This is a genomic window from Brevibacterium linens (assembly GCF_003999335.1).
Lineage (GTDB): Bacteria > Actinomycetota > Actinomycetes > Actinomycetales > Brevibacteriaceae > Brevibacterium > Brevibacterium linens.
Window position 1 is genome coordinate 1829705 of sequence record NZ_CP026734.1, and the last position, 23154, is coordinate 1852858.

The window sequence follows — 23154 nt, forward strand, 5'->3', positions numbered from 1 at the left end:
GATGCGTCGCGAGACGTCCCCGGTCCGCCCCCCGCGGCGACCCAGATCGGAATCGCTCGTCCCCGGCTGGCTGTGGCTGCCCGCCGTCATCGGCATCGTCTTCCTGCTCCTGCCGATCATCGGCATGCTCACTCGGGTCGATGCCCAGAGTCTGCTCGCCGTGATCACGGCCGAGGAATCCCGCCTGGCGATGAGGCTGTCCCTGCTGACCTCGGTGACCTCGGCACTCATCAGCGTCCTCATCGGCTTCCCCCTCGGGTACCTGCTCGCCACTCGGCGGTTCCCCGGCCAGCGCATCGTGCGCACCCTCATCCTGCTGCCTCTCGTGCTGCCGCCGGTGGTCAGCGGTCTCGCGCTGCTCTACACCTGGGGTCGGTCGGCCATCCTCGGCGGAGGGCTCGAAGCGGCGGGCCTCAGTCTCGCCTACACCACCTCGGCGGTGATCATGGCGCAGGTCTTCGTGTCCCTGCCGTTCATGGTCATGTCCGTCGAGACCGCCACCGCGGGCCTCGGACGCCGCTATGAACTCACCGCGGCCGAGCTCGGTGCGAAACCCAATCGTGTGTTCTTCACGGTCACTCTGCCGCTGCTCCGACACGGAATCGTCACGGGCGCCGTGCTGTGCTTCGCCCGCTCACTCGGCGAGTTCGGGGCCACACTGACCTTCGCCGGATCGCTGTCCGGCGTCACCCGGACGATGCCCCTGCAGATCTACCTCGTCCGCGAATCCGACCCGCAGGCGGCCATCGGCCTCTCGCTCCTGCTCATCGTCATCGCCGTGCTCATCATCATCGTCGCCTACCGGTCCCCGCACGCTCCCCGGCTGAGATCCCTTAACACCGCCCCGACCCCCAACCCCGCCGAGGCGGTCCCATCCGCCCTCGACGACGCCCCGAAACGCGGGGGAGCGACCGAACCGAAGCCGCGGTCCGTGGGACCTGCGAGACCTGCACAGAGCATCAGGGCCGAAGTCCAGCTGACTGCCCGCGGAATCGATCTGGATCTGACTTCCGCGCTGCCGGGGACCACTGCGATCATCGGCCGCAACGGGGCCGGAAAATCCACCCTGTTCCAGGTGCTCACCGGCGCCCTGGTGCCTGATTCGGGACGGCTGCGTCTCGGGGACGACACGGTCTTCGACATCGCTGCCGGACTGTGGCCGCCGGTCCACGACCGCGGAATCGTCCATCTCGCACAGAGCCCCCTCCTGTTCCCCCACCTGAGCGTCATCGACAACGTCGGATTCGGTCTGCGGGCTCACGGTGCGACTCGCCGCGTCGCACGTGAACAGGCGCAGGCGATGCTCGACCGCCTCGGCGTGGGACAGTGCGCGCACCGCAGACCCGACGCCGTCTCCGGGGGACAGGCCGCCCGCATCGCGCTTGCCCGTGCGCTCGTCGTCGAACCGAAGCTGCTGCTGCTCGACGAACCGCTGGCCGCACTCGACGTGGATGTCGCTGTCGAGACCCGTCGGGTGCTGTCCCGGCTGCTGAGCAGGCGCAGCGCACTGCTGGTCACCCACGACGTCGATGACGTCACCGCTCTGGCCGAGTCGCTGGTCCTGGTGGAGAGCGGCATCGTCGTCCACTCGGCTCCCGTCGGACAGGTCGACCCCGGAGCCGCAGGTGAGGGCGCCGAATTCCTCGCCAGCTTTTGCATGCGGGACCGTGACGGAATAGTGTGCAATCAGTCACAGTGAAAATTGGCATGCAAGGGAGCACACCGCAGTGTCCGAATTGTCCTACTCGTCGGGAACATCGACGGAACCGCTGCTCGGGATCACCATCGCCGAGCACATCAAACGCACCGCCGCGAGGAATCCTGAAGCGCTGGCATTGGTCGACCGGCATTCGAATCGGAGGTGGACGTACTCCGACTTCGATCGTGACACCGACGCACTGGCCATCGGCCTTCTCGAACGTGGAGTGAAGAAGGGCGACAGGGTCGGCATCTGGGCGCAGAACGTCGGCGAATGGGCGCTCGTGCAGTATGCCACGGCGAAGATCGGAGCGATCCTGGTCAACGTCAATCCCGCCTACCGCAGCCACGAACTCGAGTTCGTCGTCGAACAGTCCGGAATGAGCCTGATGATCTCGCAGATCGTCGCACCCCCGCACTCGGACTTCCACGCCATCGCCACCGAGGTGGCCGCCAAGGTCCCCAGCCTCGATCTCGTCTTCCTCGACACGGTCTCCGCAGACCTCGTCGGCGGTGTCACGGTCGGCGAGCGCGAATCCTTCGCTCACCTCATCGGGCAGGGCCGCGAGATGCTCGACGACGAACGGGCGAAGTACGCGGTGCGGCTGCAGCAGGTCATCGACGACCTCTCGGCCGATGATCCGATCAACATCCAGTACACCTCCGGCACGACCGGGTTCCCCAAGGGTGTGACCCTCAGTCACCACAACATCCTCAACAACGGCTTCTTCATCGGCGAGATGCTCTCGTACACCCCCGCCGACACCGTGGTCGTTCCCGTGCCGTACTACCACTGCTTCGGTATGGTCATCGGCAACCTCGCCGCGCTGAGCCACGGCTCGGCGGTCGTGCTGCCGTCACCGGCCTTCGACCCGGTGGCGACGATGTCGGCGGTCACCGAGGAGAAAGCCACATCGCTCTATGGTGTGCCGACGATGTTCATCGCCGAACTCGAGCACCCGCAGTTCGCAGAATTCGACTTCTCGACTCTGCGCACCGGCGTGATGGCAGGATCGCCGTGCCCGGTGAACACGATGCGCCGAGTCATCGACGATATGAACATGTCCGAGGTCGCTATCTGCTACGGCATGACCGAGACCTCGCCGGTGTCGATGATGACGCGTGTCGACGACTCCCTGCAGAAGCGCACCGAGACCGTCGGCCGGGTCATGCCGCACCTGGAGATCAAGATCGCCGACCCCGTCACCGGGCAGACCGTTCCGCGCGGCCAGAAAGGCGAATTCTGCACTCGCGGCTACGCGGTGATGCTCGGCTACTGGAATCAGCCGGACAAGACGGCCGAGACGATCGACGCTGCCCGGTGGATCCACACCGGCGACCTGGCCATCATGGACGATGACGGCTACGTCGACATCTCCGGACGGATCAAGGACATGGTCATCCGCGGAGGCGAGAACATCTATCCGCGCGAGGTCGAGGAGTTCCTCTACCACCATCCAGCGATCCGCGACGTCCAGGTCGTCGGCATCTCCGACGAGAAGTACGGCGAAGAACTCATGGCGTGGGTGATCCTGAAGGACGGCTTCGACTCGCTCACCGCCGACGAGGTCCGTGAGTTCTGCTCCGGCAAGCTCGCCCACTTCAAGATCCCACGCTATGTCGAGGTTCGCGAATCGTTCCCGATGACGGTGTCGGGCAAGATCCGCAAAGTCGAGCTGCGCCGAGAAGGCGAAGAGCTCACTCACTCGGCCGGAGCCTGAGGGCAACGGGCGCGGTCCCGGCAGGGGCTGGGGTCGCGAACAGACCCTGCCGCGACCATGTATCGTTCACAGAGGAGACGGCCATGAAGGAGCGCACCAATGCCACAGCCTCAACTCAGCCCCACACCGGTCCGAGTCGTGAAGAACGTCGATCGCGAACGGTTCGAACTCTTCTCCGAAGAGACCCCGGGGGAGTTCATCGGGTTCCTCGCCTACCAGGTCATCGATGAGCACACCCTGGAGCTGCAGCACACGATCATCTCCGAAGGCTACTCCCGCCGCGGTTTCGCCCGCACTCTCGTCACCCGGGTGCTCGACCTCCTCCGTGCGGATGGGACGTCCATTGTGCCCACCTGTTCCTATGTGCAGGACTACCTCGAACGGTTCCCGCAGTACGGCGACCTCGCAGCCGATCAGTGACCGGCACACACTCAGTCGGCGGAGCCGGGCGTTTCGCTCCGAGCCCGAGCGGTGACCTCCACATCGGCAATATCCGCACCGGACTGCTCAGCTATGTGCGTGCCCGGCAGACGGGCCGCCGGTTCCTGTGGCGGGTCGAAGACCTCGATCGGGTGAAGACCGGCGCGGCCGACTCGCAGCTCGAGGTCTTCGCCGACCTCGGAGTCGTTCCCGACGAGCGTCCCCTTGTCCAGTCCGCACGCACCGCGGAATACTCGGACGCGATTGCGAGGCTGGCAGCCGACGGTCTCGTCTACGAATGCTATTGCTCACGCAAGGACATCGCCCAGGCCCCGAGCGCGCCCCATGCACCACCCGGGGCGTATCCCGGGACCTGTCGCAGTCTCGGCGAGGGAGAGCGGGAATCGGCCCGACGGAGACTCGAGGCGAACAACCGGCAGCCGGCGCTGCGTCTGCGCACGGACAACCGAGAGCACAGCATCACCGATGTGCTGCTGGGCCGAGTGGAGGCCCTTGTCGACGATCTCGTGCTGCGGCGAGGCGACGGCGTCTACGCCTACAACCTCACCGTTGTCGTCGATGATGCAGCGAGCGGAATCGACGAGATCCTGCGCGGGGACGATCTGGCCTCTTCTGCACCGCGGCAGGCATATCTGGCACAGCTGTTGGGTCTGCCCGCACCGGGCTGGGTCCATGTGCCCCTGGTGCTCAACGACAGCGGCCAGCGGCTGGCCAAACGCGACGGCGCGGTGACCTATCAGCAGCTGCGCAGCCTCGGGTGGAGCGTCGAGGACGTCTTCGCCTGGATGCAGCAGTCACTCGGGTTCGACGGTACCGGCTCCCGGTGGAGGTCCGTCGATGACATGATCAGGAGTGTCGACTTCACCGGGATGCCGACCGCCCCGACGGTCTTCGTCCCACCTGTGGGTGGTTAGGCCCGCGTTCGTCAGGCCGCCTGTTCGTCAGCTCGCGTGGCCGTCAGGCCGCGGACGAGTCGGCGGCGTCTCGGATGACTCCGTCGTAGATGGATTCGAAGGTGTCGAGCGTGTATTCGATATCGTGTTTGGCCACGACGTCGAGCGACGCTTTCGACATGTCATCGAGATCGGCTTCGGGCATCCGGCAGATGCGGGTGAAGCGATCGGCCAGGGCGTCGGTGTCGCGCGGCGGGAACAGATACCCGTTGACTCCGTCGCGGACGAGGTGCGGCAGGGCCACCGCATCGGCAACGACCACGGGTTTGCGCGAGGCCAGCGCCTCCAGCGTGGCGATGGACTGCAGCTCAGCGGTCGAGGGCATACAGAAGAAGGTGCAGCGCTGGTAGGCGTCCATGAGCGCCTTGTCGCTGATCTTTCCGAGCACATGCACTCGGTCGGCGATGCCGAGTTCCTCCGCCAGGTGCTTCAGCGGTTCCTCCTGGTCACCGCCGCCGACGATATCGGCTTCGAGCCCCAACTCCGGATCGGTCTTCGCCACTGCCTCGACGATGTCTGCGGCATGCTTCTCCGAGGAGAGGCGACCGACGAAGAGGACGCGCGGGGGAACGGCCCGTGACTGGGCGCAGTCGAGTTCGCGCAGATGAGCGAAGCGTTCCAGATCGATCCCGCACGAGACCGCTCGGATGGGAGAGGAGAAGCCGTTCTCGGTGAGCAGATCGGCCGCCAACTGTGTGGGCACCGTGATGAAGTCAGCGGACTGGAACTTCCGGCGCAGATCCCACCAGGCGATGGCGGTGCCGCCGTCGAGAACGGGCTTCGGAGCTCTGAGGTAGGGACGGACGTTGTCGGGCATGAAATGGTTCGTGGCCACGACGGGGATAGCCCGCCTGATCGATTCGGAGAAGGCAAAGCGGCCGATGACGAAGTGAGCCTGTGTATGCACGACATCGGGACGGATGCTGTCGAGGAGTCGGGAGAGTTCGGGCTTCGTCTCCCACGGCATGCAGATCATCCACGTCGGGTGCAACGGCCAGCGGTGAGCGGTGAGTCGGTGAACGGTGACCCCGTTCTCGACGCTGACCGAGGGTTTGCCTGTCGCCGAAGGGCAGGCGACATGGACATCGTTGCCGCGGGCGGCGAGGCCTGCGGCGAGCCGTTCGGCGAACTTCGCGGCACCGTTGACTTCGGGGGCGTACGTCTCTGCCGGAATGAGGATTCGGCGTTTCGGAGTGGGACGGTGCGCAGACAGGATTCAGCTCTCCTCGGTGTCGGTCATGGTGTCGGAACGGCGGGCGTTCCTGCGCTGAGCTTCTCGATCTCTGACATCGGGATGATACCGCGACAATACAACGACGGCTGCGCAGGCGACCAATCCGGTGAGCGTGATGGTCAGGATCAGCCAGATGGGGGAGTGGGCCGCCTCGCCGAGGACGATGGTGCCCAGGATGACGGCACCGATCGGGTCGATGACTGTCAGCCCGGCGATGACCATCTCCGGAGGGCCCGCCGCATAGGAGTTCTGGACGAACAGGGAACCGAGGGCAACCGCCGCCACCAGTGCTGCGACGTTGATCCAGGTGACCTGGTCGATGCCGGCCCGGAGGAACTGGACGCTGACCAGGTGGGCGTTCGTCGCCACACAGGCGAAGAGCAGTCCGGCCGCGATGATGAGAACCAGCTGCGGGGCATGACGGAAGACGAGGACGATCACCAGGCCGATCGCGACGGCGATGGCGGTGATCCAGAACAGGGGCATGGCATCGGCGCCGAGGTGGACCTCCGACTGTGCGGTCGTGGCCGAGAGCGCGACGAAGGCCGTCACCCCGGCGGTGCACCAGACGACGGACTGGACGAGTCGTCTGTTGACCTTGAGGCCGCGGTGACGGACGCCGAGCAGCACGGAGACGATGAGTGAGAATGCCCCGATCGGCTGGACGACCATCACCGGGGCCAGGGCCAGGGCGACGAAATTGCCCGCCGTTCCCACGCCGAGGATGGTCAGCCCGAGCAGCCAACGGCGGTTGCGGAGCAGGTCGGTGAAATGTGCCCAGCTCAGTCCGTTGTGGGAGTCATCCTGCCCGGCAACGGCTTCGTGCTGATACAAGGCGCCATAGGCCAGTGCCACGGCCGCGAGGACGGCGAGGGCGATTGCCGCTATGGTCACGATGAGTCTTCCGGTTTCGACGGTGCAGTTCTGGGGTGGGGATCGCTTTGAGTCTATCGCGCAGGACGGCGGTGAAGATGGCCGCGGACTGTGTTTGTCCTGACTGTAAGGCAACCCTGCGGCAACGGGTGGGGAAACCCTCAATGCTGTGGCCGAAGCACCCTCAACGCTGTGAGCTAAAGCACTTGTCTTGGTTTTGTTCGTCGGCCGGGAGGTTTGCTAAGCTGGAACACACGTCCGCAGGAAACTGCGGTATTCCTCCGTAGCTCAGTTGGCAGAGCATTCGACTGTTAATCGAAGGGTCGCTGGTTCGAGCCCAGCCGGGGGAGCAGCAAAGGCCCCGTCCATCATGGACGGGGCCTTCGTCGTTGCCGGAGGGTCCCCGGAGCCGACTCCGGTGCGCCAGCCCCCGCGGGTTCAAAATTCATACGCCGCGCCCTGTCAAGCTGTTTGGAGTCACTCACGCTGCTAGCGTGTCTATCTCTCGATGGTTGATCCCGACGACCTCGGCTGGTGCCGGGGTCGTCGGTGGTTTCGCGAACCGTTCCGGATGCTGCGCGTAATACTTGGCCAGAGTGTCCTGTCGTTTCTCCCATACTGTGTTCCAGGACCCGTCTTGGACCTGGTCCGGGGTGAAGTGAGCGATCCCGGAGTGACGATGCTCAGTGTTGTACCACTGCACATGCGCACCGACATAGTCTCGAGCATCATCAAGGTCATCAAACACGACGGGATACGCCGGCCGATACTTCATCGTGCGAAACGCTGACTCCGAATACGGGTTGTCATTAGACACATACGGTCGGTTATGCGTTGTCTCAGTGCCATGAACGGCCATGACTTCTTTCAACACCGCGGACTTCATCGCCGCTCCAGAATCGGCATGCACGAACTCCGGGGCACCATATCTCGTGATAGCGTCTTCGAACATCTCCACTGCAAGGTCATCGGACTCGCGGTGCTCGACCCGATATCCCACGATCTTGCGGGAGAAGATATCAATGATCGAGTACACCTTGAACACGACGTGTGCCCAGACCGACTTCACATCAGTGATGTCCCATGACCACACTTGCCCCGGCTTGGTCGCCACCAGCACCGGTATCTCACGGGGCTGCCTTGTGCCCTTGCGCGTGGCGACCTGCGGCCGTTTGGTCTGATCCTCCAGATCGGCAGCGATGCGCCACCATGTGCGTTGGGACGCGACCATGATCCCGTCGTCCCAGGCCCGCGCGAATGCATGATCAACCGAGTGATCATCGGCCCACCCTGCTTCGATGAGTGTCTTAATCTGCTGTTTCGCTTCAGCATCGATGCGGTTCGGATAGGCCCGGTCCCGATGCGCCACCGGCTCAGCCGTAGTCTGGCGCGGGTTGAGCCGGTAATGCCACGTAGACCGTGACAGGCCCACGACGTCAAGAACTCGGCGCTGTGACAGGCCAGACTCGACGAGGTCGAACACGAGGGTGTTCTCCATGGTCAGGAATTCTTCGGACTCGAATGTTCCTCGTCCGCGTCGGGCTCTGACACGTTCCTGCTGTGCAAGAGCCCGATAGCTTTTCCCAAGCTGTTCGCCGTCTCTTCCAGCCTGCGGATCTCCTCACCTTGGGACGCCAGTTCCTTCTCCTTCGCGGCCAGAGCCGCCTCCTTGGCCGCGAGTTCCTTCATCAGGGCTTTCTCACGGTCCGAGGTCAATTCCTCGGTCATCTTCTTCCGCCGTGCCGCATAGGTCATAGGGTCATTGTTCCGCGGGACGAGTCCGCGGTCGAGGTCGCCGGTAACGAGAGCTCGTATCCACGTGTACAGCTGCTTTCGCGTGAACGGTTGAGCATCGACCCATTTGCCCTTCTGTCCGAAGGGGATCTGGTCGTACTGAACCAGGAAAGACCGGATCTCTGCCACGCTGTATCCAGTAGTGATGGTCATGGATAGTGTTCCTCTCAGTGTCAGACTGAGTGACTCACAACCAGCCTGACAGAGAGGGCGCACTGTTCAAGAACACCACGTAGGCATTTTGAGGTCGCTGATGCCGACAATTTGAGTGTGAACCATACGGAAGCAGCGGACCTCGGCACGCGTCGAGACGAAGAGGAATATGTGCCTCTTGAAGGGGGTTCATCTGGCATGAAGTTTTTCGGATTCCTCAGTTTCGGTCACTATGACAACGGCGGCGACCTCGACGCCGGGCAGATGCTGCGCGATGCGGTTGAGATCTCAGAGGGCGCCGACGAGCTCGGCGTCAACGGCGCCTACTTCCGGGTCCATCATTTCGCGACCCAGGCAGCCTCGCCCATTCCGCTGCTGTCGACGATTGCAGGGAAGACCAGCAGGATCGAGGTCGGTACCGGAGTCATCGATATGAGGTAGCGCATGCCCGGGTTGTAGCACCCGTTGTCAGCGTCGGCGCGCTTTACAGCACAACGCTGACGGCAATCCTGGCTGGTTTTCGATGAAGGCGGCTCTTCCTGCGCTGAGCGTCGGTGCGATGATCGCGCAACCCGGCGGTGCTCCACCCTCATAGAGGCGCATCAAGTACTTCGCGCAGCTGATCGACGGTGGGCGAACCAGCCAGCCCGGCAGGAGTGCGGAACACTCGACAGGCGAGCTCCACCGGCGTGTGCTCGTCGGCGAAGGGGTCGGAACCGTCAATGAGGACGGTCGGGGACCCGTGGAACCCGAGGCGGGCGGCGTCCTCGGCAGTCTCGACTCGTTGATGCACGACGCGGACGGCCGATCGGCCGTCGAGGGCCTCGGTGAGCCGCCGGTCGAGCACCTCCCAGTTCGGGCACCCGTCGAAGTACTGCAACGTGATCTCCATGATCCACTCCTCTCAGGCTCTGTCCGCGCGGACCGCGGCCGGTGACGCCGTCTCAGGCGACGCGGCCGCCGCTTGGCTCTTGCGGGCACGCGCGGCGCGCAGCCCGTTGGCGATGACGACGACCTCGGCGACCTCGTGGACGAGCACGACTGCGGCCAGGCCGAGCACGCCGGTGATGGCCAGCGGCAGCAGCACGGTGATGATCGCCAGGGACAACACGATGTTCTGGTTCATGATCGCCCGGCCGCGGCGGGCGTGCCGCAGCGCCTGCGGGATCAGGCCGAGGTCGTGTCCGGTGAAGGCGACGTCGGCGGACTCTATCGCGGCGTCGGAGCCGGTCGCGCCCATCGCGATGCCCACGGTCGCACCGGCCAGGGCGGGGGCGTCGTTGATGCCGTCGCCGATCATCGCGGTGGGTGACTGCTCGGAGAGCTGGGCCACGATGCGGGCCTTGCCCTCCGGCCGCAGCTCGGCGTGCACGTCGCCGATCCCGGCGATCTGCGCCAGGGCGTGGGCGGTGCGGGCGTTGTCTCCGGTGAGCATGCTCACCTCGACGCCCTGGCTCTTCAGCGTGCGCACGACGTCGGGGACCTCGGGGCGCAGCTCGTCGCGGACCCCGATCGCCCCGGCCAGGCGGCCGTCGACGGTGACGAGCACGCAGGTCTGGCCCTCGGCCTCCAGGTCCTCGACCCGGGCCTTGAGCGGTCCGGCGTCGATCCAGCGGGGGCTGCCCACGCTCACCCGGAGGCCGTCGACGGTGCCGCCGATGCCGTGGCCGGCCTCCTCCGTCACCTCTTGCGCGGCGGGGGCTCCCTGGCCCGCGGCGGCGATGGCGGCGGCGAGAGGGTGCGTCGAGTGCTGCTCCACCGCCGCGGCCCAGGCGAGCACCTGCGCGTCGTCGAAGCAGTCGGCGGCGACGACGGCGGTGACCTCGGGCCGGTTGCGGGTCAGGGTGCCGGTCTTGTCCACGGCGAGGTGGCGGATGCCGCCGAGGCGCTCGAAGGCGGCACCGCTCTTGATGACGACGCCGAACTTCGTCGCAGCCCCGATCGCGGACACCACCGTGACGGGCACCGCGATCGCCAGCGCGCACGGGCTGGCCGCGACGAGCACGACCAGGGCGCGGGTGATCCAGGTCTCCGGGTCGCCGAGCAGCGAGCCGAGCACGCCGACCAGGACGGCGAGGACCATCACGCCGGGCACCAGCGGACGGGCGATCCGGTCGGCGATGCGCGCGCGTTCGCCCTTCTCGGTCTGGGCCTGCTCGACCAGCTCCACGATGGTGGTCAGCGAGTTGTCGGTGCCCGCCGCGGTCGCCTCGACCTCCAGGACCCCGGCGGTGTTGATCGCGCCCGCCGACACTGCGTCATCGGGGGCGACCTCGACCGGGATCGACTCGCCGGTGATCGCCGAGGTGTCCAAGCTGGAGCGACCGGACCGGACAGTCCCGTCGGTCGCGACCCGCTCGCCGGGGCGGACCAGCAGCACGTCGCCGACGGCGATCTCCTTGGCCGGGACTTCGACCGAGGCATCGTCGCGCAGCACGGTCGCGGTCTCCGGCACAAGCTTCAGCAGCGCGCGCAGGCCCCCGCGGGCGCGGTCCATCGCCTTGTCCTCCAGGGCCTCGGCGATCGAGTAGAGGAACGCCAGTGCGGCGGCCTCCTCGGCGTAGCCGAGGATCACTGCGCCGACGGCGCTGATCGTCATCAGCAGCGCGATCCCCAGCTTCCGCTTGACGAACAGGTTCCGCAGAGCGCCGGGCACGAACGTGTACGCGCCCAGCAGCAGGCCCGCCCAGAACGCGACCAGCGCCGCGACGTGCAGTCCCGACCACTCCAGCACCAGGCCGGTGCCGAACGCGACGCCGGAGAGGATCGGCACCACCAGACCCGGATCGCGCCACCACGGGCGCTCGGCCTCCTCGGCCTCTTCGGCGGCACTGGTGGTCGGCTCGTCGCAGCCGCAGGCGGCGCTCACGAGGCGTCCCCTGAACCGGTCGCGGCGCAGCAGCCGGGCACCGAACAGTGCGGGTCGATGCACGGCGCGCTCTCGTCCACCGCGAGCGTGACGTCCACCAGCGCCGTCAGCGCCCCGGCCAGGTGCGGGTCGGCGATCTCGTAGCGGGTCTGGCGGCCCTCGGGCTCGGCGACCACGATCCCGCAGTCGCGCAGGCACGTCAGGTGGTTGGACACGTTCGAGCGCGTCAGCCCCAGCTCGCGCGACAGCACGGCAGGGTGGCTCGGGCCGTCGAGCAGGGACATCAGGATCTTGGAGCGCGTCGGGTCGGCCATGGCCCGGCCAAGCCGGTTCATGACGTCGAGGCGCGAAGCAATAGTCAGCATGCACTGAACTATACAGTGCACGCTGACCAATCGTCCAGATGCAGGGGCTGCCGCACGCGCTCCGCGCGCTTGCCCTCGGGAATCGCGGTCACCTCTTGCGCCAGCTCGGCCACGTCGGCATCCCGCGGCCCTTCCACGTCTCCACCAAGCCGGCGACCCAACGCACGGACGCGAAGAGGGCGTAACCGGCCCCGGCGAGGCCAGCGCCGACCGCGAGCCAGCGCCCGATCCCGAGCCACACGCTCCCGTCCACGTCCACCGCCCACTGAGCGCCCGTGATGAGCCCGGCGATGCCCATCCAGAGCCCGGCGACGACCACGACCACCGGCAGGAGGGCGAGGCACATCGCCGCGGCGACCGACCAGAGCTGACGGGCCCCCAGCGTCGCCGTGGCGGCGATGATCCGCTCGGCGCGCTCGTTCGACGCGTCGATGTTCGCCGTCATCGTGGCCGAGGCCTCCCCGGCGACCTGCTCGACCGCCTTCTCGACCCGCTCCTCGGTGCGCTTCTCGATCCGCTGCACGGCACCGCCGACCTGGCTCACGAGCTTCTGGTTGTCCTCGGCCAGGGACTGGAGCTTCTCAGCCGCCGAGGCCGTAGCTGCTCGATTCATTTGCGCTTCGGCGATCAAGCTCTGCGAGGCGCTCTGCAGCTGCTTCCCGTCGAGACTCTGCGCGAACTCTCTGAGCGTGCTCTCGATCTCGCTCAGTCTGCTCTCGACGCTCTCGATCTGCGGCGACTTGTTGACGGACGGCTGCAAGGTCGACGGCAGGCCCTTCAGCTCCTCCTTGACGGTTTCCTCGATCGCGATCCGCAGATACGACTTCAGTCCGTTCACGGCCTTCGTCTGCCTGTTGACCGCTGCGATGACGTCGGCGTTCGTAGGCTCCGACAGATTCGACGCCGTCGAGCTCGGCTCGGTCTCCTGCTGCTCGTTCCTCATCTCGTCGAGAATGCTCATTGCTCTGCTCCTTCGGTCGGTTGTTCTCGTGGAACTCGAAGATTTGCTGTGCGCCCTCGGCGGTGAACTCGGGCGTCAGCCCGGATGCTTTCTTCCGGCCGAGCTTGCCGTTGTCGGCCCGGCGCATCTTGTACGTCCAGCCGTCACGCTGGGTCTCTGCGAGGGCGACGCCATGCTCGTCGAGTACCTCGGTGAATCCCGCCCGGTCCACTGACCGCTTGTCCCGCAGCGAGGCGGCGACCTTGTCCCCGAGGATGCGCTCGAATCCGCCTGACGCGAAGTCCTCCCGGCGCTGCGACCAGTCCGGCTTTGCTTGCTCCGGCGACGGGAGGACCTGGCACCCCTCGTCTTGCATCAGTTCGTCGTTGGCCTGGCGCAGGCCGTTCTTCCACGACGTGTTCCGCTGCAGCGACTTCCCGGTGAGGTTGTCGTGGTTGATGACGTAGATGTGGTTGTGCAGGTGCCCGCCGGCCGAGTCGGCGTGGGTGACCACGAGGTGATCGGCCGAGTGCATCCGCTCCGCGAGCTTCACGCCCAGCTCATTGACCCGCTGCACGTGCCCCCGGTCGTTCTTGCCGAACTCGTCCGGCGAGAAATTCTGCGTGTACGAGTACAGCTCGTTCTTCCGCCCGTGGGCCCTCGCCAGAGCCTCTGCGCGGGCGACGAAGGCCCACGGCGACTCCACCGAGCACGACATCGCTGCGGCACGATCGGTGCCGGTCTGGACGTGGCCTGTGCGCTTGTCCTTGTCGTTGCCGTACAGCGCGTACCCGACCGAGTCGCTGGCGGACCGCGACGGCTTCACGTTGACCGTACTCATAGCGCCGTCCGATCCCCGAGCTGTGCCCGCACGGCATCCATCGATTCCATGACCTCGCGCAGCAGATCGTCGTCGAGGGCACCACCGCGACGCACCGCCTGGTTCAGGTTGATCCCGATTCGGCGCACCTGCTCGACCGCCTGACCCAGCTCCGGCGACGGCGTGGAGGCCGCCGCGACCTCTAGATGCCCGAGACCGTCCCGGCGGGAGTCCAGGGCGTCGAGAATGACCGTGCGTACCCATTTGCTCGGCTTCACGCCGAGCCTGCGAGCACGTCGCCGAACCGCTTCGCCCTCCGCATTCGTGACCCGCACGTCGATGCTCACGTCGCGATTCGCCTGGGGCTCATCGACTCCATGACCATCATTGGTGTTGGGAGCCGTACGGTCAGGGCCAGCAGGGTACTTGTACGCGATGCCCTCCACGCCTCCCGCTCGGAGGAGTTGGACGCCGCCGTGGCGGCGCACCTGCTCGGGGTCGAGGCGCGTGTGCAGGCGTCGGCGGACGCTCGTGAGCTGGCTGCCCAGGTGCGCCCGCTGGCGATCAACGTCAACGACTTGGATCACCGCGCGCGCGCCGGTGAGGCGGTGGCGCTGTCGTCGGAGGTGCCCGAGCTGATCGAGCTGCTGCGCGAGGTCCGCGCCTTGCTCGGGGATCGGACGGCCGCATGAGCACCACCCACTACAGCCCGAGCACCAGCGCCGCCGACACCGAGCGCTATATCCGCGGGAAGGAGGACGAGCGGGGCGTCGCGATCACGTGCGAAGTGCCGGGAGGCCCTGGCGCATTCTCGGCGCGCGCACGGGCGCTCACGCAGAACACCACGCGCGAGGTCGAGGCGCTGCATTACCGGCAGTCTTTCAGCGACGAGGAGTTCGACCCGAAGAACCCGGAGCACGTGCAGCGGGTGAACGATCTCGGCTATCAGCTCGCGAAGAGGATGCACCCCGACTCGGACTGCCTCGTGGTCAGTCACGTGGATGGCCGGGGCAGAAAGCCGCATAACCACATCTTGGTCATCAATCACAGCAACCGGACCGGAAAGGCGCTCTCGGACTACCGGACGTTCCACGATCGCAAGGCCGGGAACCAGCGGGGCGTGCAGTCGGCGAACGACGAGCTGATGCGAGAGCACGGGCTCTCGGTCGTGAAGCGGCTGGAGCACGCGCCGAAGGACTGGGAGCTGCGCCGCGAGGACTTCGCGGAGGGCGGGCTCGACCGCGAGATGGGTGACCGGATGAGCGCCGCACTGGCCGACCCCCGCGTGGTGGACAAGGCCGGTCTCGAAGCGGTGATCGAGGAGCAGAACCAGCAGCTCGACGACGCCGGGGAACGTGTGCCGAGGATGCGGCTGCACAGCCCCGTCAGCAAGAAGGGCAAGCGCGCCGGGCAGGAGACCTGGACGCTCTACATCGAGGACCGCCGCGGCGAGTCCGGCCGCGCCGATCGCCGCAAACGCGCGAGCGCGCTCTCGGCGGACTTCACCCCGGAGGGCGCGCAGGCGTTCTTCGACTACCACCAGCAGCAGAAGGAGCAGGAACATGAGCGCAGCGCTCGACAGGCTGAAGCAGCAGAACGGGCCCGTGCAGTCGCCGCAGCCGCTCGGCAGTCCGGAGACGATGGAGCTGTTGACCTCGATCCTCGCCGCCGTCGAGGCGCAGAATACGAGGATTGCCACGCTGACCGAGCAGCAGAAGAAGCTCGCGGGGTTCGTGAAGGTCATGGACGAGGAGACGACGAGGCGGCTGGAGCGGATCACGACCCCGGCGTCGACCTCCTCGCCCTCCAGCGACGTGTCCGCGAGGATCGCGAGTATCGAGAGCAGGCAGAACGAGATCGCGAGCACGCTCGGCAAGTTCGCGCAGAGTCTCAACGGCGAGAGCTTGAACGCCGCGTCGCGAACCTTGGTCGCGGAGGCGCAGAAGAATCGCGCGGCTACGGCCTCGGCGATTGAGGGTCTGAAGGTGCAGGCCACAACGAACCAGAAGCTTGTGAGCCAGGTCGGCGGCGTGGTGCAGCGGATCGAGAAGCGTACTGAGGAGCGGGTCGAGAAGGCCGTCGAGCAGGTCGCCGGGGAGGCCTCGGCCACGATGACCGCGAACCTCGACGCCTCGAACGAGCGCGCCGAGCGGATCATGGCGGCGACGGCGAAGCTCGAAGCGCGTCAGCTCTGGTCGGCCGCCGCTGCGATGTGCCTCGCCCTGCTGCCGGTGGTCGTGGTCGTCGCCGGGCTCTGGATGGGCATCGCCGGTCTCATCACGGGCGCTCAGTGGGCGCTCGACGTGGACGGGCGCATCTGGCTCGGCATCGGGCGCTGGCTCGTGGTCTCCGTGGGTCTCGCCGGGGCCGGCTACGGGCTCTTCGCGTCCGTCCGCTCGGCCGCCGGTCTCGCGGAGACGTGGAAGGGTCGCGGGGTGCCGAAGTGGCCGAGGTGGCGATGATGGCTGGATCCGCTCGAGCTACCGGTTCCGATCAGCGGTCGAAGGATTTTCGCAGCAGCCGGTCCTGCGGCCTCGGTGCCGCCGCCCTAACCTGACGAGCATCCCCGCCGTGACGGCCATCACGACGGCGATCCCGGCACCGATGATCCAGGGGTTACCGAGGAGCCCACCGACGCCCGCGAGTGCTCCGCCCGCCGCGATGAGCGGCAGGCCGCAACAGAGCAGCAACGGAAGCGCGCAGCATGCCAGCAAGAGCAGTCCGGTCCCAGCAGCGACGACGGGACCGGCGCGCCGTTCGTCGCGGTCCTGATCGGCGCCCATCGTCTGCACCTCTTCAGGATGAGATCTCCCCGATTGCCTGCGTTGCCGGTCATGCGCAGCACGACAGCAGCGACGGGTCGGTGGTGAAGGCCTTCGCGGCGATCCGGATGCCCTCGGCCATTGTCAGGTAGGGAGCCCAGGCGTCGGCGATCTCGGCGACGGTCTTGCCGAGCACGTGGACACCGGCGGCGGCGAGCTCTCCGGCGTCCTTGGCGACGGCGGTCAGGCCGAGGATCTCGTTCGTGTCGGCGTTCACGACGATCTTGATGAACCCGCGGGTGTCGCGGTTGACCAGCGCGCGGGGCACGTGGTGCAGCGGCAGGACGCGGCAATCGCAGCGGATCCCCGCAGCAAGCACTTCCTTCTCGGTCATCCCGACCGCTCCGATCGCGGGCCCGGTGAACGTCACCCGCGGCAGGCGGGAATAGTCGACGGCACGATCGGCGTCGGCGAACGCGTTCTCGGCGACGAGGGTGCCGTGGTGGGCGGCGACGTAGACGAACTCGGGGTGCCCGGTCACGTCGCCCGCGGCCCAGATCCGCGGGTTCGAGGACCGCAGCCGGTCGGAGACGACCACCTCGCCGGAGTCCCCGGTCTTCACCCCGACCGCATCGAGGTTCAGGCCATCGGTGACGGGACGGCGTCCGAGGGCGACGAGCACCTGCTCGGCGCGGAACTCCTGCGAGTCGCCGGACACGTCGGCGGTCACGACGGCCTCGCCTCCCGTGCCGCGGGAGACCCGGGTGGGCACCACGCGGCGGACGACGCGGATGCCTTCGTCGGCGAACGCCTCCTGAAGCGCCTTGGACACATCCGGCTCCTCCTTCGAGGCGAGCCGGGACCGCACCAGCAGCGTGACCTGCGAGCCGAGGCGAGCGAACAGCTGCGCCTGCTCCAGGGCGACGTAGCCGCCGCCGAGCACCAGCAACGACTCAGGAACCTCAGCGAGTTCCATTGCCGTGGTCGAGGTCAGGTACCCGGTCTCCTCCAGGCCGTCGATCGGCGGAGCCCACGGGCGAGAACCAGTCGCGACCAGGAAGTGGTCGGCCTCGATGGTCTCGACCGTCCCGTCGCCGGCGATGATCTCCAGTACCGGGGCGTCTGGGCCGCCGGCGAACGATGCATCGCCGCGGCGGACCTGCCAGCCGTAGGAGTCGGCGACGTCGGCGTACTTCTCGCCGCGCAGCGACTCGACCAGCGCCTGCTTCCCGGCGATCAGCGCAGGCATGTCCACTGTCTCAGCCGTCGCCGCGATCCCCGGGAACCGGCCTGAAGCGTCGGCGGCGACGTGACGGGCGTCGGCAGCGGCGATGAGGGCCTTCGACGGCACGCAGCCGGTGTTCACGCAGGTGCCGCCGAGCGTCCCGCGCTCGATCATCACCACCGACTTGCCGAGCGTGGTCGCACGGATGGCGGCGGCGAATGCTCCGCCTCCGGATCCGATGATGGCGAGGTCGTACTTGGTAGGCATCGCTGCTCCTGTCAGTCCTTGGCTTTCTGCTCTGTCTCAGCCATACTGGACCTTCCAGTGCAGGGGAAGGTCAAGCCGGCTCCTGCCGAACGATCGGAGGCCGCGATGCGCATCGGAGAACTCGCCGAACGCGCGGGCACCACGGCGAAGACGCTCCGCTTCTACGAGGGGCAGGGGCTGCTTCCGCCGGCCGAGCGCACGCAGTCCGGCTATCGCGACTACGCACCCGAGACGGTCGCCCGGATCGACTTCGTCCACCGCGGCCAGGCCGCGGGCCTCACCCTCGCCCAGATCCGCCAGATCCTCGACATCCGCGACGGCGGCCATGCGCCCTGCGAGCACGTGCGCGACCTGCTTGACGTGCGCCTCGCTGAGATCGAGCAGCAGATCGCGCAGCTCTCCGTGCTGCGCGACACTATCGCGGACCTCAGACAGGACGCCGCGCACCCGGACCCTGAAACGTGCAGCACCGATCAAGTGTGTAGGTACTTGTAGACGACGGTAGCCAATGACTCCAACGCTACAACCCCGATATGCGCTATGAGAACCCGCTTCACCTCGCCGAGGAGGCCGCCGCCCTCGATCTGCTCTCCGACCAGCGGGTGGCGCTGGGCATCAGCCGCGGCTCCCCGGAGCCGGCCCTGCGCGGATGGGAGGCCTTCGGCTACGAGGATCACACCGAACCCAAAGCCGCGAACATGGCCAGGGAGAAGTTCGATCGGTTCCTCCGCGCCATCCGCGGCGAGGAACTTGCCCCGGCCGATCCGCAGCAGTTCGGTCCGGGGAAGCCTCTGCGCATCGAACCGCATTCCCCTGGCCTTGAACGCCGCATCTGGTGGGGTGCTGGATCTGCTTCCACCGCCGAATGGGCGGCACAGCAGGGTGTGAACCTGATGAGTTCGACTCTGCTCACCGAGGCGACCGGTGCCGCATTCGGGGACCTGCAGGCCGAGCAGATCGCCAGGTACCGTCAGGCATGGAGCGCCGCGGGGCACGAATGGACTCCGAGAGTGTCCGTCAGTCGCAGCATCTTCCCGATCACCACCGATCTCGACGACCTCTATTTCGGTCGGCGTGGGACCGGCCAGGGTGATCAGATCGGCATCATCGACGACACACGCTCGACGTTCGGCCGTACCTACGCGGGCGAACCGGACAAGCTGATCGAGGAGCTCCAGTCCGATGCGGCCATCCAAGCTGCCGACACCCTCATGCTCACGATCCCCAGCCAGCTCGGCGTCGACTACAACCTGCACCTCCTCGAGTCCTTCGCAGAGAATGTCGCACCGGCTCTCGGATGGGTGCCTGCCGGTGCGCACTGAAGGGTACCGTCGTAGGACCATCTCCGAACGTATGATGAGACCAATCGGAGATGAATCACCATAAGGGACATTTCACCATCAGGGGAGACTGAGTGAGCGAGCGCACGACGATGACGCAGACGCAGAAGCGCATCCTCATCATCGGCCTCGTCCCCCTCTTCATGTCCCTGCTGTCGGTCTCGAGCATCAATGTCGTCCTGCCCTCCATCGCCGCCGGCATCGATGCCTCCACCTCGGCCCTGCAATGGGTGCTCACCGGGTATGCGCTGTCCTTCGGCGTCGTCCTCGTCGCTGCCGGACGGGCCGGCGATGTCTTCGGGCGCGGCCAGCTGTTCGTCATCGGCGTCGGTCTCTTCGGGCTCTCCTCGCTGGTCGCAGGAAGCGCCCCGGATCCGCTGACGCTCAATATCTCCCGCGTGTCCATGGGGCTGGGCTCGGGGTTCCTCAACCCGCAGGTCGTGGGCCTGCTGCAGCAGTATTTCCAGGGTCCGCCGCGCGGTCGTGCCTTCGGGCTGATGGGCACCACCGTGGGCCTGTCGGTGGCCATCGGCCCGGTGCTCGGCGGCGCCCTCATCGCACTGTTCGGCAGCGAACTCGGGTGGAGGGCGACCTTCCTGGTCAATGTGCCCTTCGCGATCGCCTCTCTCGTCCTCGCCCGGGTCTGGCTGCCTGCCGGAGCATGGCGACCTGCCGTCGATGAGGACGCGAAGAGCGTCGAAGGCGGCAGGGATCTCGACCCCGTGGGAGTCATCCTCCTCGGTGTCGGCGTCCTGCTCATCCTCCTGCCCTTCGTCGAATCATCGCTGGGCTGGTTCATCTGGCTGTCCCTGCCGGCAGGAATCGGCGTGATCTGGCTGTGGGCATGGTGGGAACGTCGCTATGCGCGTCAGGGTCGCCCTCCGATGGTCGACCTCGATCTCTTCCGCATCCGCAGCTTCAGCAACGGGGCGATCATCATCGCCCTCTACTTCCTCGGCGTGACCAGCGTCTGGGTCCTCGTCGCCATCTACATGCAGCAGGGTCTGGGGCATACGGCCCTGGCTGCGGGAATGATCGGTCTGCCGGCCGCGCTGTGTTCGGCGGTCTCGGCGGATGTGTCCGGACGGTACGTCTTCCAGATCGGGCGCCGCCTCGTCGTCTGGGGGATCGCGCTGTGCCTCCTCGGTCTCCTGGCCACCATCGGGGTCGTCGCACTGCTGTCCCGTGGCATCGGCAGCGAATGGTGGATGCTGCTCACCCTAACTTTCATCGGCACCGCTCAGGGCATGGTCATCAGCCCCAATCAGACTCTGACTCTGCAGGAGGTTCCCCTGCGATACGCCGGATCCTCCGGGGGCGTGCTGCAGACAGGGCAGCGCATCGGCACCTCGATGGGGCTGGCGATCATGACCGCTCTGGCCTTCTCGATCACTGCGGTGAGCAATTGGCATTGGGCAATGATGGGAGCGTTCGTCGCGATCGCCGTCATCGTCATCCTCGCCGGAGTCGTCGGTCTCATCGAAGTTCGCCGGGGCGGCCCCCGCCGAGCGTGAGGAACCGTTCGCGGCACACCCGGTCGGTACGGCCAGCATCAGCTGTCAGCGCAATAATGTTACGGATTTTAGACAATCCGCTGTGTCCGAATGTGGAAGACTGTGAACGCACATCAGCCCATGGAAGGAAACACAGTGGTCGAGGCCGTACCCGAAGACGAGCTAGCGCTCGAAGAGCTCGTGCGCTCGGGCGGGATCGAAACCTATTTCGCCCCCGTCGTCGATGTATTGACTTTCCAACGGGTCGGCCATCAGATTCTGCAGGCCCCCACGGGTGATCCTGAACTGGGACGTGCCGAATCGGAGAACCTGCGCCACGCCATGCGCGCCTCGACGATCACCGGTGATATCGACGCCTCCCTGCGGGATTCGGCGCTGCGCACGGCCGAAGGCGCAGGACTGCCGAAGTCCAACCGCCTGTTCCTCCACGCCGAAGCCGAATCCTTCGCCACCCTCGAGGACCGTGCCGGGGAACCCGACCGGTCGGTGATCCTCCAGCTCGACGCCAACCGCGTTGCCTCGTCCCCGGCCTCGGTGCTGCGTTCGGTGCGCTCGGCACGCGCCATGGGATGGGGCGTGGGCATGTCATCGGTCGGTGCCGACCTGCGCAGCACCTCCTTCGTCCCGCTGGTCAATCCCTCCGTTGTCGGACTCCACCCGGACGTCCTGCGCATCGCCTGCGACTCCCATCTGGCTGAACTCAACCGCCTCCTCCACGCCCATCTCGAACGCACCGGCGCGGTCATCCTCGCCGACGGCGTCGAGACCGAAGACGATCTCGACCGGGTGCGTGCCCTGGGGGCACGATTCATGTCGGGGAGCTATTTCGGTGAGGCCACGAAACAGCCGCAGCCGTTCTCCGAACCGAACGAGGACGCTCTCGTCTCCCACTACTCGCGCAACCTTCCGGCATTGGGCACACCGTATTCGATCTCTCAGGGGCTCCGGCGTGAGCCGCTGGTGATGAACCGCGAGCTCCTCGTCGCCCAGATCGCCGCCCTGGAAGAGCGCGCTCTGGCGTCGGGAACTGCGACCATCACTCTCGGCGTGTTCGGGGAGGACGCCGAGTTCTCCGAGGCGACACGGCTGCGGTACGAGAAGATCCGTGACACCGTGGGGCTGACCGCGATGTTTTCCGGCGGGTTCGACGGTCCACCGATTCCCGGAGTGCGCACCGGGCTCGTCGATGCGTCCGATCCCATTCGCAACGAACACGGTGTCGTGGTCGTCGGACCGGACTGGTCGGGCATGGTTGCGGCGTCGAAACGCAGTGATCCGGGCAGCGACGGGCAGACCGTCTTCGATGTCTACATCACGACCGACCGGTACACATGCGTCGACGCCGCACGCAGCGTTCTCACTCGCGTCGCACCTCTCACCGCAACAGCGAGGCTGCGGGCCTGAGCAGCGCGAGTCCGGGTGTCCCGGCTTTGCAGAACGCACGTGTGATCCGAATGGGGGAGCGGACTCCGATGGTGCTAATGTTGTCTCGGCTGGCCCCCGTAGCTCAGCTGGTTAGAGCAGGGAACTCATAATTCCTTGGCCGTCGGTTCAAGTCCGACCGGGGGCACCATGCAGGACTCGACAGTCGTCTAAGCACTGGGGTCGAACCCTCAGTTGTCATCGCACTCAGGACCTATCCTCTTCGTGCTCTTGCTGGGCCCCCAGGCCTTGATTCGGGTCGAAGACTGTCCCGGACAGGGGAGCGTAGGCGATCCAACTTCCGCCGGGATTGTTCCTCCTGCGCTCTTCGGCCTCGCGCGTTTCGGCCTCTGCCTCGTCGAACAGCCGTGTGAAGGCTGCTTCCGCCTTCGGGTTCTCGGCGGAATGCTCCGACCGCATATGCACAGTCTCCGCGCTGACCTCATGTGAAGAGAACTCCACGACGAACTGCGGGCCGACTTCGGCAGCGACAAATCGGGCGAGCCGGACGCCTTCCTCGGTGTACGTGCGTTCAGCTGTCGCCGTCACCCATTCGAAATCGGAATCGAGCGAGTCATAGTAGGACTGTTCCCATGCCTCCAGCTCCGCGACCAGCCACTCGGACAGTCCCGTGTCCTCGTAGTCGATCGGCATACTGATCCACAGCACCGTATCTGCATAGTCGGGGAACATGCGGATGGTCCGGAGCGATGCATCGTCGGCACTGTGAACGTCGGTCATGTTCCCACCGTAACGCCGATTG

The 23154-nt window shown here is 66.4% G+C and carries 23 protein-coding genes, 2 tRNA genes and 2 pseudogenes; 14 read left to right on the forward strand and 13 right to left on the reverse strand.

Annotated elements, in window-relative coordinates; translation table 11 throughout:
- Position 1: 1 nt before the first annotated feature.
- The 4 genes from CXR29_RS08305 to gluQRS all read left to right on the forward strand — a co-directional run bounded on the left by CXR29_RS08305 (position 2) and on the right by gluQRS (position 4774).
- Positions 2-1699 carry an ABC transporter permease gene (locus tag CXR29_RS08305; protein WP_127364309.1) on the forward strand — a complete coding sequence of 566 codons (1698 nt, stop codon included), beginning with the start codon at positions 2-4 and terminating at the stop codon, positions 1697-1699.
- A 28-nt stretch (positions 1700-1727) separates the two neighbouring features.
- Positions 1728-3419, forward strand: coding sequence for an AMP-binding protein (locus tag CXR29_RS08310; RefSeq protein ID WP_127364310.1), 1692 nt, complete (start codon positions 1728-1730; stop codon positions 3417-3419).
- 99 nt (positions 3420-3518) lie between these two features.
- Positions 3519-3839 carry a GNAT family N-acetyltransferase gene (locus CXR29_RS08315; protein ID WP_101554007.1) on the forward strand — a complete coding sequence of 107 codons (321 nt, stop codon included), beginning with the start codon at positions 3519-3521 and terminating at the stop codon, positions 3837-3839.
- Complete coding sequence (gluQRS, locus tag CXR29_RS08320) at positions 3836-4774, forward strand: tRNA glutamyl-Q(34) synthetase GluQRS (protein ID WP_101554008.1); 939 nt, start codon at positions 3836-3838, stop codon at positions 4772-4774. Before CXR29_RS08315 ends, gluQRS begins: the two co-directional genes overlap by 4 nt.
- Before the next feature lie 43 nt (positions 4775-4817).
- Here gluQRS and CXR29_RS08325 read toward each other — a convergent pair whose 3' ends face one another.
- Both CXR29_RS08325 and CXR29_RS08330 read right to left on the reverse strand, forming a co-directional pair.
- Entirely contained in the window at positions 4818-6029 is a 1212-nt protein-coding gene (locus CXR29_RS08325; protein WP_338142543.1) for a glycosyltransferase, read from the reverse strand.
- Entirely contained in the window at positions 6030-6941 is a 912-nt protein-coding gene (locus tag CXR29_RS08330) for a DMT family transporter (protein ID WP_240812193.1), read from the reverse strand.
- 256 nt (positions 6942-7197) lie between these two features.
- Between CXR29_RS08330 and CXR29_RS08335 the strand changes: the two genes are divergently transcribed.
- Positions 7198-7270: transfer RNA gene (locus CXR29_RS08335), tRNA-Asn, on the forward strand.
- A 131-nt stretch (positions 7271-7401) separates the two neighbouring features.
- Here CXR29_RS08335 and CXR29_RS08340 read toward each other — a convergent pair.
- Both CXR29_RS08340 and CXR29_RS08345 read right to left on the reverse strand, forming a co-directional pair.
- The gene (locus tag CXR29_RS08340) at positions 7402-8418 is read right to left on the reverse strand and encodes a DDE-type integrase/transposase/recombinase (RefSeq protein WP_127364311.1); all 1017 of its coding nucleotides are present in this window, start codon (positions 8416-8418) and stop codon (positions 7402-7404) included.
- A 2-nt stretch (positions 8419-8420) separates the two neighbouring features.
- On the reverse strand, positions 8421-8867 hold the full coding sequence (locus CXR29_RS08345; RefSeq protein ID WP_101596966.1) for a hypothetical protein: 447 nt from the start codon (positions 8865-8867) through the stop codon (positions 8421-8423).
- A gap of 198 nt (positions 8868-9065) precedes the next feature.
- On the opposite strand from CXR29_RS08345, the gene CXR29_RS08350 reads away from it, so the two are divergent.
- Complete coding sequence (locus tag CXR29_RS08350; RefSeq protein WP_127364312.1) at positions 9066-9308, forward strand: LLM class flavin-dependent oxidoreductase; 243 nt, start codon at positions 9066-9068, stop codon at positions 9306-9308.
- A 148-nt stretch (positions 9309-9456) separates the two neighbouring features.
- On the opposite strand, the gene CXR29_RS08355 is transcribed toward CXR29_RS08350, so the two are convergent.
- The 6 genes and pseudogenes from CXR29_RS08355 to CXR29_RS08380 form a co-directional block, all read right to left on the reverse strand.
- Positions 9457-9759, reverse strand: a complete 303-nt coding sequence (locus tag CXR29_RS08355; protein ID WP_127364313.1) for a thioredoxin family protein — start codon at positions 9757-9759, stop codon at positions 9457-9459.
- A gap of 12 nt (positions 9760-9771) precedes the next feature.
- Positions 9772-11736: a heavy metal translocating P-type ATPase gene (locus tag CXR29_RS08360; protein ID WP_127362084.1), complete on the reverse strand. Its 1965-nt coding sequence runs from the start codon at positions 11734-11736 to the stop codon at positions 9772-9774.
- Positions 11733-12101, reverse strand: a complete 369-nt coding sequence (gene cmtR / locus CXR29_RS08365; RefSeq protein WP_094454062.1) for a Cd(II)/Pb(II)-sensing metalloregulatory transcriptional regulator CmtR — start codon at positions 12099-12101, stop codon at positions 11733-11735. Before cmtR ends, CXR29_RS08360 begins: the two co-directional genes overlap by 4 nt.
- Before the next feature lie 88 nt (positions 12102-12189).
- The gene (locus CXR29_RS18100; protein ID WP_476695661.1) at positions 12190-13062 is read right to left on the reverse strand and encodes an AAA family ATPase; all 873 of its coding nucleotides are present in this window, start codon (positions 13060-13062) and stop codon (positions 12190-12192) included.
- Positions 13063-13414: 352 nt separating this feature from the next.
- Positions 13415-13882: pseudogene (locus CXR29_RS18105) on the reverse strand (relaxase/mobilization nuclease domain-containing protein); the annotation flags it as partial.
- Positions 13879-14208 carry a plasmid mobilization protein gene (locus CXR29_RS08380; protein ID WP_206516267.1) on the reverse strand — a complete coding sequence of 110 codons (330 nt, stop codon included), beginning with the start codon at positions 14206-14208 and terminating at the stop codon, positions 13879-13881. The gene CXR29_RS08380 and the pseudogene CXR29_RS18105, both read right to left, overlap by 4 nt.
- 117 nt (positions 14209-14325) lie before the next feature.
- Here CXR29_RS08380 and CXR29_RS08385 point away from each other — a divergent pair, with 117 nt between their 5' ends.
- From CXR29_RS08385 to CXR29_RS17920, 3 genes and pseudogenes are all read left to right on the forward strand, one after another.
- The gene (locus CXR29_RS08385) at positions 14326-14553 is read left to right on the forward strand and encodes a hypothetical protein (protein WP_241241646.1); all 228 of its coding nucleotides are present in this window, start codon (positions 14326-14328) and stop codon (positions 14551-14553) included.
- Positions 14550-15011, forward strand: a pseudogene (locus CXR29_RS17915) (relaxase/mobilization nuclease domain-containing protein); the annotation flags it as partial. The gene CXR29_RS08385 and the pseudogene CXR29_RS17915, both read left to right, overlap by 4 nt.
- Positions 15012-15423: 412 nt before the next feature.
- On the forward strand, positions 15424-16323 hold the full coding sequence (locus CXR29_RS17920) for a hypothetical protein (RefSeq protein WP_306609693.1): 900 nt from the start codon (positions 15424-15426) through the stop codon (positions 16321-16323).
- A gap of 18 nt (positions 16324-16341) precedes the next feature.
- On the opposite strand, the gene CXR29_RS08400 is transcribed toward CXR29_RS17920, so the two are convergent.
- Complete coding sequence (locus tag CXR29_RS08400) at positions 16342-16644, reverse strand: hypothetical protein (protein ID WP_206516268.1); 303 nt, start codon at positions 16642-16644, stop codon at positions 16342-16344.
- A 49-nt stretch (positions 16645-16693) separates the two neighbouring features.
- Positions 16694-18115, reverse strand: a complete 1422-nt coding sequence (gene merA, locus CXR29_RS08405) for a mercury(II) reductase (RefSeq protein ID WP_127364315.1) — start codon at positions 18113-18115, stop codon at positions 16694-16696.
- Between the two features lie 105 nt (positions 18116-18220).
- Between merA and CXR29_RS08410 the strand changes: the two genes are divergently transcribed.
- The 5 genes from CXR29_RS08410 to CXR29_RS08430 all read left to right on the forward strand — a co-directional run bounded on the left by CXR29_RS08410 (position 18221) and on the right by CXR29_RS08430 (position 22542).
- Entirely contained in the window at positions 18221-18610 is a 390-nt protein-coding gene (locus tag CXR29_RS08410) for a heavy metal-responsive transcriptional regulator (protein WP_006215441.1), read from the forward strand.
- A gap of 38 nt (positions 18611-18648) precedes the next feature.
- Positions 18649-19437: an LLM class flavin-dependent oxidoreductase gene (locus CXR29_RS08415; protein ID WP_101593572.1), complete on the forward strand. Its 789-nt coding sequence runs from the start codon at positions 18649-18651 to the stop codon at positions 19435-19437.
- Positions 19438-19529: 92 nt separating this feature from the next.
- A complete protein-coding gene (locus CXR29_RS08420; protein WP_241241648.1) occupies positions 19530-20969 on the forward strand; it encodes an MFS transporter in 1440 nt (479 codons plus the stop codon).
- 135 nt (positions 20970-21104) lie between these two features.
- On the forward strand, positions 21105-22373 hold the full coding sequence (locus CXR29_RS08425) for an EAL domain-containing protein (RefSeq protein ID WP_241241649.1): 1269 nt from the start codon (positions 21105-21107) through the stop codon (positions 22371-22373).
- A gap of 92 nt (positions 22374-22465) precedes the next feature.
- Positions 22466-22542 (forward strand) — tRNA-Ile (locus CXR29_RS08430).
- A gap of 56 nt (positions 22543-22598) precedes the next feature.
- Here CXR29_RS08430 and CXR29_RS08435 read toward each other — a convergent pair.
- Positions 22599-23132, reverse strand: coding sequence for a hypothetical protein (locus CXR29_RS08435; protein WP_127364316.1), 534 nt, complete (start codon positions 23130-23132; stop codon positions 22599-22601).
- Positions 23133-23154 lie beyond the last annotated feature (22 nt).

What these genes read in the sequence shown, in the direction of transcription:
- CXR29_RS08305 (WP_127364309.1), top strand. Translation starts at nt 2, where the DNA reads ATGCGTCGCGAGACGTCCCCGGTCCGCCCCCCGCGGCGACCCAGATCG.
- CXR29_RS08315 (WP_101554007.1), top strand. Translation starts at nt 3,519, where the DNA reads ATGCCACAGCCTCAACTCAGCCCCACACCGGTCCGAGTCGTGAAGAAC.
- CXR29_RS08340 (WP_127364311.1), bottom strand. Translation starts at nt 8,418, where the DNA reads ATGGAGAACACCCTCGTGTTCGACCTCGTCGAGTCTGGCCTGTCACAG.
- CXR29_RS08345 (WP_101596966.1), bottom strand. Translation starts at nt 8,867, where the DNA reads ATGACCATCACTACTGGATACAGCGTGGCAGAGATCCGGTCTTTCCTG.
- CXR29_RS08350 (WP_127364312.1), top strand. Translation starts at nt 9,066, where the DNA reads ATGAAGTTTTTCGGATTCCTCAGTTTCGGTCACTATGACAACGGCGGC.
- CXR29_RS08355 (WP_127364313.1), bottom strand. Translation starts at nt 9,759, where the DNA reads ATGGAGATCACGTTGCAGTACTTCGACGGGTGCCCGAACTGGGAGGTG.
- cmtR (WP_094454062.1), bottom strand. Translation starts at nt 12,101, where the DNA reads ATGCTGACTATTGCTTCGCGCCTCGACGTCATGAACCGGCTTGGCCGG.
- CXR29_RS18100 (WP_476695661.1), bottom strand. Translation starts at nt 13,062, where the DNA reads ATGAGCATTCTCGACGAGATGAGGAACGAGCAGCAGGAGACCGAGCCG.
- CXR29_RS17920 (WP_306609693.1), top strand. Translation starts at nt 15,424, where the DNA reads ATGAGCGCAGCGCTCGACAGGCTGAAGCAGCAGAACGGGCCCGTGCAG.
- CXR29_RS08400 (WP_206516268.1), bottom strand. Translation starts at nt 16,644, where the DNA reads ATGGGCGCCGATCAGGACCGCGACGAACGGCGCGCCGGTCCCGTCGTC.
- merA (WP_127364315.1), bottom strand. Translation starts at nt 18,115, where the DNA reads ATGCCTACCAAGTACGACCTCGCCATCATCGGATCCGGAGGCGGAGCA.
- CXR29_RS08410 (WP_006215441.1), top strand. Translation starts at nt 18,221, where the DNA reads ATGCGCATCGGAGAACTCGCCGAACGCGCGGGCACCACGGCGAAGACG.
- CXR29_RS08415 (WP_101593572.1), top strand. Translation starts at nt 18,649, where the DNA reads ATGCGCTATGAGAACCCGCTTCACCTCGCCGAGGAGGCCGCCGCCCTC.
- CXR29_RS08435 (WP_127364316.1), bottom strand. Translation starts at nt 23,132, where the DNA reads ATGACCGACGTTCACAGTGCCGACGATGCATCGCTCCGGACCATCCGC.